Raw genomic sequence first — 14,901 nt, forward strand, 5'->3', positions numbered from 1 at the left:
TAGATCTGCTAGGTTCAGCACCCCTAGCAGATCTAGACATAGGAGCTCGAGGTGCGCTTCGACAAGGACCTGGTGGCGGCGTCCGCCACCCCGCTGGTGCTCGGCATCCTCGCGGAGGGCGAGTCCTACGGGTACGCCATCCTCAAGCGGGTCACGGAGCTCTCCGGCGGCCGCATGCAGTGGACGGACGGGATGCTCTACCCCCTGCTGCACCGCCTCGAGCGCCTGGGCCTGGTCGCCGCGACCTGGGGCACCTCCGAGGCCGGCCGGCGCCGCAAGCACTACGCCCTCACCCCGGCCGGGCACGACGCGCTCGCCGAGCGCCAGGAGCAGTGGTCCGTCGTCGCGGACGTGCTGCACCAGGTCTGGCGGTCCGCCCAGCAGGCGGCCCAGGCCCCGGCCCGCCCCGCCGTCGCGGAGGGCTGGGCCTGATGGCCTCCCGCGAGCGCCTCGAGGCGCAGATCGACCAGTGGCGCTCGTACGTGCAGCGCCACCGCGCCATCGCGCCCGCCGACGTGGACGAGATGGAGGACCACCTGCGCGGCCGGGTCGACGACCTCACCGCGACGGGCCTCGACGACGACGAGGCGTTCCTCGTCGCGGTGCGCCGCATGGGCAACCTCGACGCCGTCTCGCACGAGTTCGCGCGCGAGCACTCCGAGCGGCTGTGGAAGCAGCTCGTCCTCGTCCCGGACGACGATGCCGCGCAGGCGTCCGGCCCGGCGTGGCGCGAGCTCGCCGTCGTCCTCGCGCTCGCCGTCGGCGCGGGGATCGCGGTGAAGGTGGCGCTCGCGGCCTTCGACACGGACTCGGCGCTGCTGCGCAACGTACCGCTCATGACGGCGCCGTTCCTGGCCGCCTACTTCGTGTGGAAGCGCCGCGTCGCACGGCGCGTGGTCGGCGCCCTGCTGGTCCCGTACGCGCTGCTCGCCGTCGTGCTCAACGTCTACCCGTACGTCGACACGGGGTCGACCGTCGTCCTCGCGGCGATCCACGCCCCCGTCGTGCTGTGGGCGCTGGTCGGCGTGGTCTACGTGGGTGGCCGCTGGCGGGACCAGGACCCGCGGATGGACTTCGCGCGCTTCACCGGCGAGCTCGTCGTCTACGTGACGCTGCTCGCGATCGGCGGCGGGGTGCTGCTGGGCCTCACGGCCGCGACCCTGAGCCTCGTCGGCGTGGACATCGAGCCCGCGATGGAGAGCTGGATCATGCCGTTCGCGGTGCCGGGCGCCGTCGTCGTCGGGGCCTGGCTCGTCGAGGCGAAGCAGGACGTCGTGGAGAACATCGCCCCGGTCCTCACGCGCGTCTTCACGCCGCTGACCACGGTGATGCTGCTGGTGACGCTCGTCGTCCTGCTCGGCGCCGGCGGGCTGGCCGACGTCGAGCGCGAGCTGCTCATCCTCATGGACGCGATCCTCGTGCTGGTGCTCTGCCTGCTGCTGTACTCCGTCTCGGCCCGCGACTCCCTCGCCCGCCCGGGCTGGTTCGACGGCCTCCAGCTGGTGCTCGTCGCGGCCGCGCTCGCCGTGGACGCCGTCGCGCTCACGGCGATGCTCACCCGTATCGCCGAGTTCGGCTTCAGCCCCAACAAGGTGGCCGCGCTCGGGCTCAACCTGCTGCTGCTGGTGCACCTGGCCCGGTCCGGGCTGCTCCTGCTCGGCTTCCTGCGCGAGCGGCAGCCGTTCGGCGCGCTGGTCCGGTGGCAGACCCGCTTCCTGCCCGTGTACGCGGTGTGGGCGGCGCTCGTGGTGGTGGCGTTCGGGCCGGTCTTCGGCTTCGCCTAGGACGCCCCACGGCCCGGCACCATCAGGCCGCGAACCCGACCCTCACCGTCAGGCCAGCTTGACCCAGCCGTCCTTGCGGTAGGCGGGCGTGGCGAACGCGAGCACGGCGATCGCGCCGGCCAGCGCGACGAGCATCACCCAGGACATCGCGACGGCGTCGCCGCCGAGCACGCCCACCAGCGGCGACACGAGGCCGGCGACCCCGGACTGCACGGCGCCGATGACGGCGGCCGCGGTGCCCGCGCGCTCGCCGTGCCGGGACAGCGCGATGGCCGACGCGTTGGCCGGGATCAGCCCCTGGAAGGCGAGCACCAGCCACAGCATCGCGAGGAGGCCGATCAGCCCGCCGGCCCCGGTGAGGGCCACCGCCAGCAGCCCGACCGCGACGACGCCCTGGATCGCGAGCGCGGCCCGCAGCAGCCGGATGGGCGCCACCCGCCGCACCAGGGCGGCGTTCACCTGCGCGGACAGCACCAGGCCCAGGCCGTTGACGGCGAACAGCACGGAGAACTGCCCGTGGCTCAGCCCGTAGCCCTCCTGGAAGATGAACGGCGAGCCGACCACGTAGCTCATCAGCACGGCCTGCCCGAGCCCGGGGATGACGGCGAGCGCCATGAACTGCTTGTCCTTGACCAGCGTGCGGTAGCCGGCGAACACGCTGCGCGCACCGCCGGTCTGGCGTCGTCCGGCGGGGAGCGTCTCCGGCATGAACCGCCACACGACCAGGCCCATCGCCACGCCCGCGAGCGCCAGGAAGCCGAAGACCCAGCGCCAGCCGGCCGCCGCGGCGACGGCGGAGCCGAAGGTCGGCGCCAGCATGGGCGCGACGCCGATGACGAGCATCAGCCGGGACAGGATGCGCGCGGCCTCCGCGCCGACGAACCGGTCGCGCACGACCGCCATCGCCGCGACGCCGCACGCGGCGTTGAAGAAGCCCTGCAGGAGGCGCAGCCCGACGAGGACGGTCATGTTCGGCGCGAACGCGCACAGGATCGACGTCACGACGTGCAGCGCGAGGCCCCACATGAGGGGCGCCCGGCGCCCGAAGCGGTCGGACAGCGGGCCGATCGTGAGCTGGCCCAGGGCGCCGCCGATGAGCATCACGGAGACGGACAGCTGCGCGAACGAGGCGGAGGAGCCCAGGTCGGCCGCCACCTCGGGCAGCGACGGCAGGTACATGTCGACGGTGAACGCCGGCAGCGCCGCGAGCGCCCCGAGCATGATGACCCAACGGTACGGAGAGCGGGCGCGCGGAAGTCTCGCGGAGTCGTCGGGCATGGCCACCATCGTATCGAATCGTTACGACCAGGCCCAGGGAGAATCCCCCGGCCGGCCGCCCGGGTGTCGGTGGGATGCGTCACGATGGACCCATGTGCGGCCGCTACGCGTCCTTCCGTGACGCCCAGGACATCGCCGACGACCTCGCCGTCGCCGAGATCGCGGAGGACGCGCGCCTCCTGCCCCCGTCGTGGAACGTCGCCCCCACCGACCCCGTGCGCATCGTCGTCGAGCGCCCGCAGCGGCTCGAGGGCGGGCAGACCGGGGAGATCACCCGCTCGCTCCGGCTGGCGCGCTGGGGGCTCGTGCCGTCGTGGGCGAAGGACCCGTCGATCGGCGCGCGCATGATCAACGCGCGCACCGAGACCCTCCTCGACAAGTCCGCGTTCGCGAAGCCCCTCGGCGTCCGGCGCTGCCTGCTGCCGGCCGACGGGTACTACGAGTGGCGCAAGCTCGAGCTCCCGCCCGGCGCCCCCGCGCGGGGCGGGTCGAAGGGCGGGTCGAAGGGCAAGGTGCCGAAGCAGCCGTACTGGATCCACCCGGACGACGGCGGCGTCGCGGCGCTCGCCGGCCTGTACGAGTTCTGGCGGGACCGGACCAAGGCCGACGACGACCCCGACCGCTGGCTCGTCTCCGCGACGGTGATCACCACGGCGGCGTCGCAGGACCTGGAGCGCATCCACGACCGGATGCCCGTGGTGCTGCCGCGGGCGTCGTGGGACGCCTGGCTCGACCCCGCGGTCGGGGCCGAGCAGGCGATGGGCATCGTCACCGGCCCGCAGGTCGGGATGGCGACGCGGCCGGTGGGCGACGCCGTCGGGTCGGTGCAGAACAACCGGCCGTCGCTCATCGACGTCGACCCCGACCCGCGGGACCCGGACGTGGTCACCGCGGGGCGCGGCTGAGCCGCGGTCAGGCGCCGCCGGTCACGGCGACCTCCTGGCCGGTGATGCCCGTGTTGGCGGCCGACCCGAGGTAGACGATCGCGGTCGCCACCTCGCGTGCGTCCAGCAGGCGGCCGAGCGGGGCGCGCGCCGCCGCGGACTCGCCGAACGCCTCGACGATCCCCCCGTTGCGCACCGTCCTGGTGAGGCCAGGCAGCACCACGTTCGACAGGATGTCGCCCTCGCGCCCGAGCGCGAACGCGACCGACCGGCTGAACCCGTGCAGCGCCGACTTGGCGGTGGCGTAGTACGCCGTGCCTTCGTCGCCGTCGCGCACCAGGCTGGACGACAGGTGCACCAGCCGCCCCCACCGCTGCGCGCGCATCGACGGGGCGACCGCGCGGGTCAGCCGCACCGCCCCCTCGACGTTCGCGCGCACGGTCTCGAGCCAGGCGCCGTCGGGCACGTGCTCGAAGCCACGCGGGCCGTCCGCCCCCGGTGGGCTCCAGGTCACCGCGTTGTTGACCAGCACGTCGACGCGGCCGGTCCACGCGAGGACGGCGTCGCGCAGGCCCTCGGCCGCGCCCTCCTCGGTCTGGTCGTAGCGGACGACGAGCGCACGCCCGCCGATCTCCTCCGCGACGCGCGTGGCGTCGTCCTTCGACTCGCGGTACGTGAGGAGGACGTCGGCCCCCTCGGCGCCGAACTGGGCGGCGACGTGCCGCCCGATCCCCCCGGACGCCCCCGTGACGACGACGGTGCGCCCCTCCAGTCCCAGGTCCATGCTGTGCTCCTCGTGACGGCTGTGCGCCGGCCACCGGGTCGGTGCCGACGCGTCCACCGTCGCCCGGCTGCCGCGCCGGCGGGAGGCCGCCGCGAGCCTGGCCGCGCCAGGGCCACCCTCCGCCGCCGCCGCGTGCCTAGGCTGGCCGTATGACCGACGCCGACCGGACCGCCGACCGGATCGACCGTGACCTCGGCGCGTTGCTTCGCGCGTACCGCGAGGACGTGCGCCCCCGGGACGTGGGCATGCCCGAGGTCGGGCGCCGCCGCACCCCCGGCCTGCGTCGCGCGGAGCTCGCGGTGCTCGCGGGCGTGAGCGTCGAGTACCTCACCCGCCTGGAGCAGGGGCGCGACCGGCACCCGTCGCCCGCCGTGGTGGGCGCGCTCGCCGACGCGCTCCGGCTCGGGCACGACGAGCGGCGCGTGCTGCTGCTCGCCTCCAAGGACGCTCAGGGGGCCGGCGTCTGCCTGGCGACCGCGCCGGGCGACGACATCCCGGCGGGCACCCGCGCCGTGCTGGACCGTCTCGCCCCTGCCCCCGCCGCCCTGCTCGACCGCTTCGGCACGGTGCTCGCCTGCACCCCCGCCTACCGGGCGCTCCTCGCGCCCGCCGGCCTGTTCGACCACGGGGAGCCGCGGCTGGCACCCGTCGTCCTCACCGACCCGCGGGCCCGCGACCTGTTCCCCGACTGGGACGCCGTCGCGGACCGCGTGGTCGCCGACCTGCAGCGCGAGTCGGTGCCGTCCGACCCGGTCCTCGGCGAGCTGGTGGACGCCCTCACGGTGCTGGCGGGGGCCGCGTTCACCGAGCGGTGGGCGCGCCCGGTCGCCGACCGGGGACGGGACGCCGTGCTGCGGCTGGCCCACCCGCAGGCCGGCGCCCTGCGCGTGGAGCCGCAGGTGCTGGTGCCCGGCGGGGGCGAGCACCTGCGGATCGAGCTGCTGCTCCCGGCCGACGAGGCGACCGAGCGGGCGCTGGACGACCTGGCCGCCGGCGACCGCACGCTGCGCGTGGTGCGCTCGGACGCCTCCTGAGGTGGCGCGGTGAGCGCGCGGAGGGTCAGCCCCCGGTGTAGGCGCGCTGCAGCCGCACCGGCGTGATCTCGCCGATGCCCTGCACCTCCTGCGGCGGCTGCGCCGTCAGGGCGTAGCGGGACGACGACGCGAGCAGGGACGCCGTGTGCGGGTCCACCAGCACGGTGGCCGGCTCGGCGAGCTCGGTGATGCGGGAGGCGAGGTTGACGTCGGAGCCGAACACGTCGCCGAACCGCGACAGCACCCGCCCCCACACGAACGCGACGCGCACGGGGATCTCGGGGTCGGTCGCGTGCGGCGCGGCCAGGCCGAGTGCCACCTCGGCGCCCGTCGTGACGTCGTCGGCCACGAACAGCACGGCGTCGCCGATGGTCTTGACGACGCGGCCGCCGGCCTCGGTGATGACGTCGCGGGCCCGGGACTCGAAGAGCTGCACGAACTCCGACAGCTCCTGCGACCCGAGGCCCGCGGTGCGCTTGGTGAACGAGACGATGTCGGCGAACCCGACGGCGCGCGGCAGCGGCAGCTCGTCGTCGTGCGCCTCCTGGGTGCCGCGACGCGCGCCGCCGAACTCGGTGGCGAGCCGCCCCGTGAGCGCGGCGAGCTGGCGCCGCCAGGCGTGCTCGAGCTGGCGGGAGAGCTGCGAGGTGAGGTCCGGCATGCGGTCGATGGCGGCGAGCCGCGCGCTCACGTCGTCCAGGCCGTCGCGGCGGCTGAGGTGCTCGACGAACGCCTCCACCTGCCACAGGGCGAGCCGGTCCGTGGTGTGCCCGAGGGAGCGGATGAGCGTCATCTGGGCCTGCTCGTCGAGCCGCTCGGCGTCCACGAGCTCGCCGATCTCGCGCAGCGCCTGCATGTCCGCGTCGGTGAACCCCACCTCGGCGGGGTGGGTGACGGGCAGCCCCAGCCAGCGCCAGTAGTTCTCGATGAACTCCTGCGACAGGCCGGTGCCCTCCACGAGGTCGGACAGCGTGTACCGGCGCGGTCCGCCGAGGATCGCCTCGTCCAGGCGGGCCGCGGTGTCCCCCGCCCGCCGGGCGTCGTCGTCCGTCGGCAGACCGGGTCCCGTCGTGGTGTCGCTCGTCACGCCCCCACTGTAGTCAGCGCGGGCTGTGCCCCGGCTGGGAGCCCCGGGCCGGCGCCCGATGAGTTCGCGCCCCGCCGGCGGTCGATGAGCACGTCCCGACCACGACGCCTGCGCGAGAGGACCGCGACGATGCCCCACGACCACACGACCAGGCCGGCACGGCGCTTTCGCTTCGGGGTCGTCGCCCCCGTCGGCGCCGACCTCCCCGCGTGGCGGGACCAGGTGCGCCGGATCGCCGACCACGGGTACTCGACCCTCCTGATGCCCGACGTCCAGCAGTGGCAGCCGGCACCCGGCCCCACCCTGGCGGTCGCGGCGACGCTCGCCGACGTCCGCGTGGGCACCTGGGTGTACGCCTCGCCGCTGCGCACGGCCCGCGCCGTGGCCTGGGAGGCGCACTCCCTGTCGGTGCTCACCGAGGGCCGCTTCGAGATGGGCCTCGGCGCCGGGAGGCCCGGCATCGAGGACGAGCTGCGGGAGCTGGGCATGCCGGTCCTCCCGGCCGGGCGACGACTGGCGCACATGGGCGAGGCGGTCGCGCTGCTCCGCCGGCTCGACGGCGCGGCGCGGCGCACGCCGGTCGTGATGGCGGTGCGAGGCCCGAAGGCCCGCGCCCTCGCCGCCGACCTCGCGGACACGGCGGCGGTCGCGATCATGCCGGACGACCCGCGGGCCGTCACGATGGAGATCGCGGCGGACCTCCGGTCACGCGCCGACCTCGAGCTGGCGTTCCACGCGGCCGTGGTCGGCGATGCCATCTCCCCGTTCATGGCGCCGCCCGACACCGACACCGGCGCGCTGCGCGCGGCGGACTCGCTGCTGCAGCTGCCCGCCGACCCCGGGGCGGCCGCCGAGGAGATCCTGCGGCGACGCGAGGAGGGCGGCTTCTCCTACGTCGTCGTCGGTGCGAACGCCGCCGACCGGCTCGCTCCCGTGGTCGCCGAGCTCGCCGGCCGCTGACGCGACCACGGTCATGCCGTGCGCAGGTGGTGCACGTCCCCGGCCGTCACCGTCCGCTCCCCGCCCGCCGTCGCCAGCACCAGCGCGCCGTCGGCGGCGACGCGCACCGCCTCGCCCTCCACCACGTCGCGGCCGCCGGCGAGCTCGGCGCGCACCGCCGTGCCGAGCGTGGCCGACGCCGCCGCGTACCGTGCCGCGAGCCCGGCCGCGTCGGCGTCCCCGCGGGCGGCCTCCAGGTCCGCCACGACGCCGACCAGCTCGCGCACGAGCGTGCCGAGCAGCGCGCCGCGGTCGGCCCGCGCCCCCTCGAGCGCCAGCGACGTCGCGGTCGGCACGGGCAGCTCCGCCGCGGACTGGTCCACGTTCAGCCCGACGCCGACGACGACGGCGGCCGGCCCCTGACCGTCGAGGGCCGGCACCACCTCGGCCAGCACGCCCGCCACCTTGCGGAACGGCCCCAGCCCGGCCGCGTCGTCGGCGGCCGGCAGCAGCACGTCGTTGGGCCACTTCACCGCGGCCCCGGGCACCCCGGCGGCGTCGACCGCGCGCGCGACGGCGAGGCCGGCGAGCAGCGGCAGCCAGCCCAGCCGGGCGGGCTCGAGCCGCGGGCGCAGCAGCACCGAGACGGTGAGCGCGGCGCGCGGCGGCGTCTGCCACCCGCGCCCCGCACGCCCCCGCCCCGCCGTCTGGTGCTCGGCGACGAGCGCCGCGGGCGCGGGCCACTCCCCCGGCGCCCGGCGGACGGCGTCGGCCAGGTCGGCGTTCGTGGAACCGGACGCCTCGACGACGTCGAGGCGGGCGAGGGGGCCTGCGGGCGCGAGCAGGTCGCGGCGCACGGAGGGGAGATCGAGGGGGTCTCGGCGGGGGTCGTCGCGGGGGTCGTGGCTCACGTCCCCGATCGTCCCGCATCTCACCGCCACCGACCCTTTGTGGGGTCCCTCCAAAGAATCCGGGCGGGCCGCAGCCTGTCGCGCATCGATGCGTGGCAACCCACCAACTAGGGTCGGTCGGGTGAACGACGCCACCTCCTCGACCGACATCGAGCCGCCCGCCGCCTCCGGCACCGCCGCCAAGCTCGCCGACCTGGAGCGCCGGCGGGCCGAGGCCGTGACCGACGCCGAGGAGAAGGCGAAGGCGCGGCAGCACCCGCGCGGCAAGAAGACGGCCCGCGAGCGCATCGAGGCGCTGCTGGACGAGGGCAGCTTCGTCGAGCTCGACGCGCTGGCCATGCACCGCAGCCGCAACTTCGGCCTCGACAAGCGGCGCGTCGCGGGCGACGGCGTCGTGACCGGCCACGGCACGGTCGACGGGCGCCAGGTGTGCGTGTTCAGCCAGGACTTCACGGTCTTCGGCGGCTCGCTCGGCGAGGTGCACGGCGAGAAGATCGCCAAGGTGCAGGACCTCGCGCTGCGCACCGGCGTGCCGATCATCGGCATCTCCGACGGTGGCGGGGCGCGCATCCAGGAGGGCGTCGCGGCGCTGACGCAGTTCGCCGAGATGTTCCGGCGCAACGTCGCGGCCTCCGGCGTGATCCCGCAGATCTCGCTCATCCTCGGTCCCAGCGCGGGCGGCGCCGTCTACTCCCCCGCCCTGACCGACTTCATCGTCATGGCGGACGGCACGTCCAACATGTTCATCACCGGCCCGGACGTGATCCGCACGGTGACGGGCGAGGACGTCGACTTCGAGACCCTCGGCGGCGGCCGCACGCACAACGCGACGTCCGGCGTGGCGCACTACCTGGGTGCGGACGAGGACGACGCGATCGACTACGTGCGCCACCTCGTGGGCTACCTGCCGCAGAACAACCTGGGCGACGCGCCGTCGTTCCCGCCCGAGGACGAGACGCCGCTGGAGGTCACCGAGGACGACGAGGCGCTCGACGTCATCGTCCCCGACAGCGACAACCAGCCCTACGACATGCGCGCCGTCGTCGAGACGGTCCTCGACCCCGAGTCGTTCCTCGAGGTGCAGCCGCTGTTCGCGCAGAACGTGCTGATCGGGTTCGGCCACGTCGAGGGCCAGTCGGTGGGCATCATCGCCAACCAGCCGCTGTCCATGGCGGGCACCCTCGACATCGACGCCGCCGAGAAGGCGGCCCGGTTCGTGCGCACCTGCGACGCGTTCAACCTGCCCGTGCTGACCTTCGTCGACGTCCCCGGCTTCCTGCCCGGCGTCGGCCAGGAGCACCAGGGCATCATCCGGCGCGGCGCCAAGCTCATCTACGCGTACGCCGAGGCGACCGTCCCGCTGGTCACCGTCATCACGCGCAAGGCCTACGGCGGCGCGTACATCGTCATGGGCTCCAAGCAGCTCGGGGCGGACGTCAACCTCGCCTGGCCGACGGCGCAGGTCGCGGTGATGGGCGCGTCCGGCGCGGTGAACATCCTGCAGCGCTCGACGCTCAAGGAGGTCGCGGAGTCCGGCGGCGACGTCGAGGCGGAGCGGCAGCGCCTCACGGACGAGTACACGGAGGCGATCGTCAACCCGTGGGACGCCGCCGAGCGCGGCTACGTGGACGCCGTCATCCGCCCGTCCGAGACGCGCGTGCAGGTGGTCCGCGCGCTGCGGGCGCTGCGTACCAAGCGCGCAAGCCTGCCGCCCAAGAAGCACGGCAACATCCCCCTGTGACACCGTCGGTGGTTGAGCGCCGTCGAAACCGGGAAGAATGAGCAGATGAGCCACGAGGACGCCACGCACGGACCCGCCCCGCTGGGGTCGGTCGACCCCGAGCCGATGCACCGCGCCGTCGACGCGCTGGCGGCCGCCCTGCACGAGTACGTGCAGACCGCGGTCGGCGTGCGCGCCGAGTTCGGCGCCTCCGAGGCGGACGAGGACCCGCGCGTGCTCGCGCTGGAGAGCCGGGTGGGCCAGCTCAACGCCGCCGTCTTCGACGCGCTGCACGACGGGCTGGGCATGCACCCCGACCTGACGAGCTCCGTGTGGGAGGGCGGCGAGGAGGAGGACGAGCACACCCACGACGCCCCGGAGGGCGCCGTGCCGGCGGAGGTGTTCTACCTCGGCTTCGTCGTGGCCGACCCGACGCCCGGCTCGCCCGGCACCCTGGACGGCGTCGTCGAGCTGCTCGACGAGGCCGGCGGGGACGTCGCGCAGCGCCTGTTCGACGGCGGCTACGAGGTCGCGGAGTGGGCGACGTCGCGCGGCGCGGCGGTGGAGTTCGGCGACGACGACCTCGACGACGAGCTGGACGACCAGCTGGACGACGAGGACGGCGACGACCCGCTCGGGGGTGCGCGATGAGCAACGAGGTGCGCGTGGTGCGCGGTCGGCCCGACGACGTCGAGGTCGCCGCGCTGGTGGCCGGGCTCGCGGCGGTCGCGTCGGCGAGCGGGCTGCCCGACGACGAGGCCCCCGTCGAGGAGTGGACCAACCGCGCCCGCACGGTGCGCGGCAACGGCGCGGGCGTGACCGCGAAGAGCTTCGGCGGTCGCTGGGGCCGCCACAACGCCGACGCGTGGCGCTGGAGCCTGCACTCGTGAGCGTCGTCTGGCAGCAGGTCGAGGGCCCCGACGAGGTCGACGCGCCGCTGGAGGAGCTGCCCGCTCCCCCGCGCCCGGGTTGGCTGCGACGGTGGCTGTGGGCGCCCGCCCTCGTGGTGACCGCCGGCCTCTACGTGCTGCGGCGCACGATCGAGGACCCGTCCGGCGAGCTCGAGCTGTGGCTGTTCATGGGCATGCTCGCCGGCCTCATGGTCACCGCCGTCGCCGCCCTGGTCCGCTACCGGGACGACCAGCGCCAGGCCACCGAGGGGCGCGACGCCGCGGCGTTCGGCGCGGACAGGCGGTCGGCCACGGGGTCGGTCTCCGTGAACGAGCGCCGCACGAGCTCCGGCCTCCTGCTCAGCGGCGTGGTGTCCTACCCGACGGACGACGGCACGGCCGACCGCCCCTACTCGTCCCTGGTGCGGCCGGACGACGAAGAGCGGCTGCCTCCCCCGCGCGACGGCGACCCGGTCGCCGTCTGGTGGGCACCGGGCACCGAGACCGTCGTGGTGCGGTACCACCGCGACTGGGCCGACGCCGTCCGCCGCCGCACCCGCAAGCGCTGACGCGTCAGCGCGACGCGCGCCCCGCCGCGAACAGGCGGCACGCGTGCGCGGCCGTGTGCTCCAGCTCGACCACGGCGTCGCGGGAGAGCTCGGCGAGCGTGCGCGGCCCCGGCGCGAGGGAGAAGGCCGCCGCGATCCCGGCCTCCGCGACCTGGGCGGGCGTGAGCTCCACGCCGCCCGCCACGACGACGACCGCCGCGCGGCCCGCCACGAGCCGCACCACGGTGTCCACGACCTTGCCGTGCAGGGACTGCTCGTCGAGGCGGCCCTCCCCGGTGAGCACGAGGTCGGCGCCCTCGAGCGCCTCCGCGAGCCCCACCGCCTCGGCGACGAGCTCGCCGCCGGGCACCAGCTCCGCCCCGAGCGCGGCCGACAGGCCCACCGGCAGCCCGCCGGAGGCACCGGCGCCCGGCAGGTCGCGCGCGTCGTGACCGGTCGCGGCGGCGAGGGCGTCGGCGAGGTGCGCGAGCCCGTCGTCGAGCACCGCGACGTCCTCCGGAGTCGCGCCCTTCTGCGGCCCGAAGACGGCCGCCGCGCCGCGCGCCCCGAGCAGCGGGTTGTCGACGTCGCACGCGATGCGCCACCGCAACGCGCCGGCGCGGGCGTCGAGGCCGGACAGGTCGACGGCGGCCAGGGCGCTCAGCCCGCCACCCCCCGGAGGGACGGGGGCGCCGTCCGCGTCGTGGAACCGGGCGCCGAGGTCGGACAGGAGCCCCGCCCCTCCGTCGGTCGAGGCCGACCCGCCGACGAACAGGACGACCTCCTCGACGTCCGGGGCGGCGTCGAGCGCGGCGAGCACCACGGTGCCGACGCCGTGGCTGGTCGCGTCGAGCGGCCGCAGCGCGACGTCCGAGACCTTCGGCAGGCCGTAGGCCTCCGCCGCCTCGACCGCGAGGGTGCGGCCGTCGGGCGAGACGCCGTAGCGCGCCGTGGTCGGGCGCCCGAGGGCGTCGGTCGTGACGCAGGTGCGGGGCTCCTCGCCCCACGCCCCGAGGATCGCGTCCAGGGTGCCCTCGCCGCCGTCGGCGAACGGCACGGCGCGCACGTCGGCGTCGCCGCCCAGAGCGGCGCGGGCCCCGGCCGCGAGCGCCGCGGCCACCTGCGTCGCCGTGGCGCTGCCCTTGAACGAGTCGGGGGCGACCACGACGCGGAGGGGCGCGTGGGCGGCGGGGGGATTCACGTCCTCGTTCTTCACGACACTGTGCACGGGCACAGACCGTACCCGGAGGGCCGGAATGACGGCGCGCCGTCTCGGGGCGGGTCGATAGGGTGCGTGCTGTGACCTCGAGCACCCCCACCACGCCCCGCACCCCTTCCGCGGTCGACGCCGTCGCCGACGCGTACGTCACCCGGTCCGCCGAGCTCGACCCGCTGCTCGCCACCGCGATCGGGCTGCCCGGTCACGACCACCGCATGACCGACCTGTCCCCCGCCGGGCACGAGGCGCGGGCCGAGTCGGACCGCGCCGTCCTGCGCGAGCTGGACGCGGCCGAGCGCGACGGCGGCCCGCTGGACGCCGTCGACCGGGTCACCCTGGCCGCGATGCGCGAGCGGGTGGGCCTGGCGCTCGAGCTGCACGACGCCGGCGAGCCGCTGGCCAGCCTCAACAACATCGAGTCGCCGGTGCAGCAGCTGCGCGACGTCTTCGACCTCATGCCCACCGGCTCGGTCGAGGCCTGGGAGGACGTCGCCGCGCGCCTCAACGCGGTACCCGACGCGATCGACGGCTACGTCGCGTCCCTCACGGAGGCGGCGCGGCGCGGCCAGGTCGCCGCGATCCGCCAGGTGCGCGAAGGCGTGTCCCAGTCGCGCGAGCTCGCCGGCCTCGACGGGCACGAGTCGTTCTTCGACGGCCTCGTGCGCAGCGACGACGCCGCCGCCGTCCTGGACGAGTCGAGCGCGTGCAGCCTCGTGCGCGCCGAGCTGGAGCGCGGCGCGACCGCGGCCCGCGACGCCTACGCGCGCCTCGCCGAGTTCCTCGAGCGCGACCTCGCGCCGCAGGCGCCGGAGCGCGACGCCGTGGGCCGCGACCGCTACGCGCGCTTCTCGCGCGAATTCCTCGGCGCCGAGGTCGACCTGGACGAGACGTACGAGTGGGGTCTGGACGAGCTGGCCCGGATCGTGGCCGAGCAGGAGTCCGTGGCCCGCCAGATCGCCGGTGCCGGCGCGAGCGTCGAGGACGCCGTCGCCGCGCTGGACGCCGACCCGGCCCGCACGCTGCACGGCACCGACGCGCTGCGCCGCTGGATGCAGGAGACCGCGGACGCCGCCATCGAGGACCTCGCAGGCACGCACTTCGACATCGAGGGGCCCGTGCGCACCATCGAGTGCCGCATCGCCCCCACCCAGACCGGCGGCATCTACTACACGCCCCCGAGCGACGACTTCTCCCGTCCCGGGCGCATGTGGTGGTCGGTGCCCGCCGACGTCACCGAGTTCAACACCTGGCGCGAGAAGACGACCGTCTACCACGAGGGCGTGCCCGGCCACCACCTGCAGTGCGCGGCCGCCGTCGTCGCGCGCGACACGCTGAACTCGTGGCGCCGCCTGATGTGCTGGGTCTCCGGGCACGGCGAGGGCTGGGCCCTGTACGCCGAGCGGCTCATGGCCGACCTCGGCCACCTCGACGACCCGGGCGACCGCTTCGGCATGCTCGACGCGCAGCGGATGCGCGCGGCGCGCGTGGTGCTCGACATCGGCGTGCACCTCGGCAAGCCAGCCCCCGAGCAGTGGGGCGGCGGGGTGTGGGACGCCGAGAAGGCGTGGCCGTTCCTCAAGGCGAACGTCAACATGCCCGAGTCGTTCGTGCGGTTCGAGCTCAACCGGTACCTCGGGTGGCCCGGCCAGGCGCCGTCGTACAAGGTGGGCCAGCGGCTGTGGGAGCAGGCGCGCGACGACGCCCGGACGGCGGCGCGGGCGCGCGGCGAGGAGTTCGACCTGCGGGCGTTCCACGCCAGGGCGCTCGGCCTCGGCTCGGTCGGCCTGGACGTGCTGACCGGCGCCCTGCGCGACGCCCGCTGA

15 protein-coding genes are annotated in these 14,901 nt (G+C 75.4%); 10 read left to right on the forward strand and 5 right to left on the reverse strand.

All coding sequences use genetic code 11. The annotated features are described in order from the left end of the window. Positions 1–51 precede the first annotated feature (51 nt). Both ACQP6G_RS01890 and ACQP6G_RS01895 read left to right on the forward strand, forming a co-directional pair. Entirely contained in the window at positions 52–432 is a 381-nt protein-coding gene (locus ACQP6G_RS01890) for a PadR family transcriptional regulator (protein WP_429762468.1), read from the forward strand. Beyond that, positions 432–1,784 carry a permease prefix domain 1-containing protein gene (locus ACQP6G_RS01895; RefSeq protein ID WP_429762469.1) on the forward strand — a complete coding sequence of 451 codons (1,353 nt, stop codon included), beginning with the start codon at positions 432–434 and terminating at the stop codon, positions 1,782–1,784. Before ACQP6G_RS01890 ends, ACQP6G_RS01895 begins: the two co-directional genes overlap by 1 nt. Positions 1,785–1,832: 48 nt before the next feature. Here ACQP6G_RS01895 and ACQP6G_RS01900 read toward each other — a convergent pair whose 3' ends face one another. After that, positions 1,833–3,062: a multidrug effflux MFS transporter gene (locus ACQP6G_RS01900; protein ID WP_429762470.1), complete on the reverse strand. Its 1,230-nt coding sequence runs from the start codon at positions 3,060–3,062 to the stop codon at positions 1,833–1,835. A gap of 92 nt (positions 3,063–3,154) precedes the next feature. Between ACQP6G_RS01900 and ACQP6G_RS01905 the strand changes: the two genes are divergently transcribed. Further along, positions 3,155–3,967 carry an SOS response-associated peptidase gene (locus ACQP6G_RS01905; protein ID WP_429762471.1) on the forward strand — a complete coding sequence of 271 codons (813 nt, stop codon included), beginning with the start codon at positions 3,155–3,157 and terminating at the stop codon, positions 3,965–3,967. 7 nt (positions 3,968–3,974) lie between these two features. On the opposite strand, the gene ACQP6G_RS01910 is transcribed toward ACQP6G_RS01905, so the two are convergent. Next, positions 3,975–4,730 (reverse strand): SDR family NAD(P)-dependent oxidoreductase, encoded by a 756-nt coding sequence (locus ACQP6G_RS01910; RefSeq protein ID WP_429762472.1) that lies wholly within the window; start codon positions 4,728–4,730, stop codon positions 3,975–3,977. Positions 4,731–4,879: 149 nt separating this feature from the next. Here ACQP6G_RS01910 and ACQP6G_RS01915 point away from each other — a divergent pair, with 149 nt between their 5' ends. Further along, the gene (locus ACQP6G_RS01915) at positions 4,880–5,764 is read left to right on the forward strand and encodes a helix-turn-helix transcriptional regulator (protein ID WP_429762473.1); all 885 of its coding nucleotides are present in this window, start codon (positions 4,880–4,882) and stop codon (positions 5,762–5,764) included. Positions 5,765–5,789: 25 nt separating this feature from the next. Here the strand turns inward: ACQP6G_RS01915 and ACQP6G_RS01920 are convergent, their stop codons facing one another. Continuing rightward, complete coding sequence (locus ACQP6G_RS01920) at positions 5,790–6,851, reverse strand: adenylate/guanylate cyclase domain-containing protein (protein ID WP_429762474.1); 1,062 nt, start codon at positions 6,849–6,851, stop codon at positions 5,790–5,792. A gap of 129 nt (positions 6,852–6,980) precedes the next feature. On the opposite strand from ACQP6G_RS01920, the gene ACQP6G_RS01925 reads away from it, so the two are divergent. Next, positions 6,981–7,811 (forward strand): LLM class flavin-dependent oxidoreductase, encoded by an 831-nt coding sequence (locus tag ACQP6G_RS01925; RefSeq protein ID WP_429762475.1) that lies wholly within the window; start codon positions 6,981–6,983, stop codon positions 7,809–7,811. Positions 7,812–7,822: 11 nt separating this feature from the next. Here the strand turns inward: ACQP6G_RS01925 and ACQP6G_RS01930 are convergent, their stop codons facing one another. Continuing rightward, positions 7,823–8,701: a biotin--[acetyl-CoA-carboxylase] ligase gene (locus tag ACQP6G_RS01930; protein ID WP_429762476.1), complete on the reverse strand. Its 879-nt coding sequence runs from the start codon at positions 8,699–8,701 to the stop codon at positions 7,823–7,825. An 88-nt stretch (positions 8,702–8,789) separates the two neighbouring features. Here ACQP6G_RS01930 and ACQP6G_RS01935 point away from each other — a divergent pair, with 88 nt between their 5' ends. The 4 genes from ACQP6G_RS01935 to ACQP6G_RS01950 are packed head-to-tail and all read left to right on the forward strand — an operon-like array spanning position 8,790 to position 11,880. Next, positions 8,790–10,442 (forward strand): acyl-CoA carboxylase subunit beta, encoded by a 1,653-nt coding sequence (locus ACQP6G_RS01935; protein WP_429762477.1) that lies wholly within the window; start codon positions 8,790–8,792, stop codon positions 10,440–10,442. 45 nt (positions 10,443–10,487) lie between these two features. Next, entirely contained in the window at positions 10,488–11,072 is a 585-nt protein-coding gene (locus ACQP6G_RS01940) for a hypothetical protein (protein ID WP_429762478.1), read from the forward strand. After that, positions 11,069–11,311 carry an acyl-CoA carboxylase epsilon subunit gene (locus ACQP6G_RS01945; protein WP_429762479.1) on the forward strand — a complete coding sequence of 81 codons (243 nt, stop codon included), beginning with the start codon at positions 11,069–11,071 and terminating at the stop codon, positions 11,309–11,311. Before ACQP6G_RS01940 ends, ACQP6G_RS01945 begins: the two co-directional genes overlap by 4 nt. Further along, complete coding sequence (locus tag ACQP6G_RS01950) at positions 11,308–11,880, forward strand: hypothetical protein (protein WP_429762480.1); 573 nt, start codon at positions 11,308–11,310, stop codon at positions 11,878–11,880. The genes ACQP6G_RS01945 and ACQP6G_RS01950 overlap by 4 nt, the downstream gene beginning before the upstream one ends. A gap of 4 nt (positions 11,881–11,884) precedes the next feature. Here the strand turns inward: ACQP6G_RS01950 and ACQP6G_RS01955 are convergent, their stop codons facing one another. After that, positions 11,885–13,087, reverse strand: coding sequence for a glycerate kinase (locus tag ACQP6G_RS01955; protein ID WP_429762481.1), 1,203 nt, complete (start codon positions 13,085–13,087; stop codon positions 11,885–11,887). Positions 13,088–13,158: 71 nt separating this feature from the next. On the opposite strand from ACQP6G_RS01955, the gene ACQP6G_RS01960 reads away from it, so the two are divergent. Then, positions 13,159–14,901 (forward strand): DUF885 domain-containing protein, encoded by a 1,743-nt coding sequence (locus ACQP6G_RS01960; RefSeq protein ID WP_429762482.1) that lies wholly within the window; start codon positions 13,159–13,161, stop codon positions 14,899–14,901.

Source organism: Isoptericola nanjingensis (genome assembly GCF_050311635.1).
GTDB lineage: Bacteria > Actinomycetota > Actinomycetes > Actinomycetales > Cellulomonadaceae > Isoptericola > Isoptericola nanjingensis.

Bases quoted from the DNA above. Each gene is read 5' to 3' on its own strand.
- ACQP6G_RS01895 (WP_429762469.1), top strand. From the start codon at position 432: ATGGCCTCCCGCGAGCGCCTCGAGGCGCAGATCGACCAGTGGCGCTCG.
- ACQP6G_RS01900 (WP_429762470.1), bottom strand. From the start codon at position 3,062: ATGCCCGACGACTCCGCGAGACTTCCGCGCGCCCGCTCTCCGTACCGT.
- ACQP6G_RS01905 (WP_429762471.1), top strand. From the start codon at position 3,155: ATGTGCGGCCGCTACGCGTCCTTCCGTGACGCCCAGGACATCGCCGAC.
- ACQP6G_RS01910 (WP_429762472.1), bottom strand. From the start codon at position 4,730: ATGGACCTGGGACTGGAGGGGCGCACCGTCGTCGTCACGGGGGCGTCC.
- ACQP6G_RS01915 (WP_429762473.1), top strand. From the start codon at position 4,880: ATGACCGACGCCGACCGGACCGCCGACCGGATCGACCGTGACCTCGGC.
- ACQP6G_RS01925 (WP_429762475.1), top strand. From the start codon at position 6,981: ATGCCCCACGACCACACGACCAGGCCGGCACGGCGCTTTCGCTTCGGG.
- ACQP6G_RS01935 (WP_429762477.1), top strand. From the start codon at position 8,790: ATGCGTGGCAACCCACCAACTAGGGTCGGTCGGGTGAACGACGCCACC.
- ACQP6G_RS01940 (WP_429762478.1), top strand. From the start codon at position 10,488: ATGAGCCACGAGGACGCCACGCACGGACCCGCCCCGCTGGGGTCGGTC.
- ACQP6G_RS01945 (WP_429762479.1), top strand. From the start codon at position 11,069: ATGAGCAACGAGGTGCGCGTGGTGCGCGGTCGGCCCGACGACGTCGAG.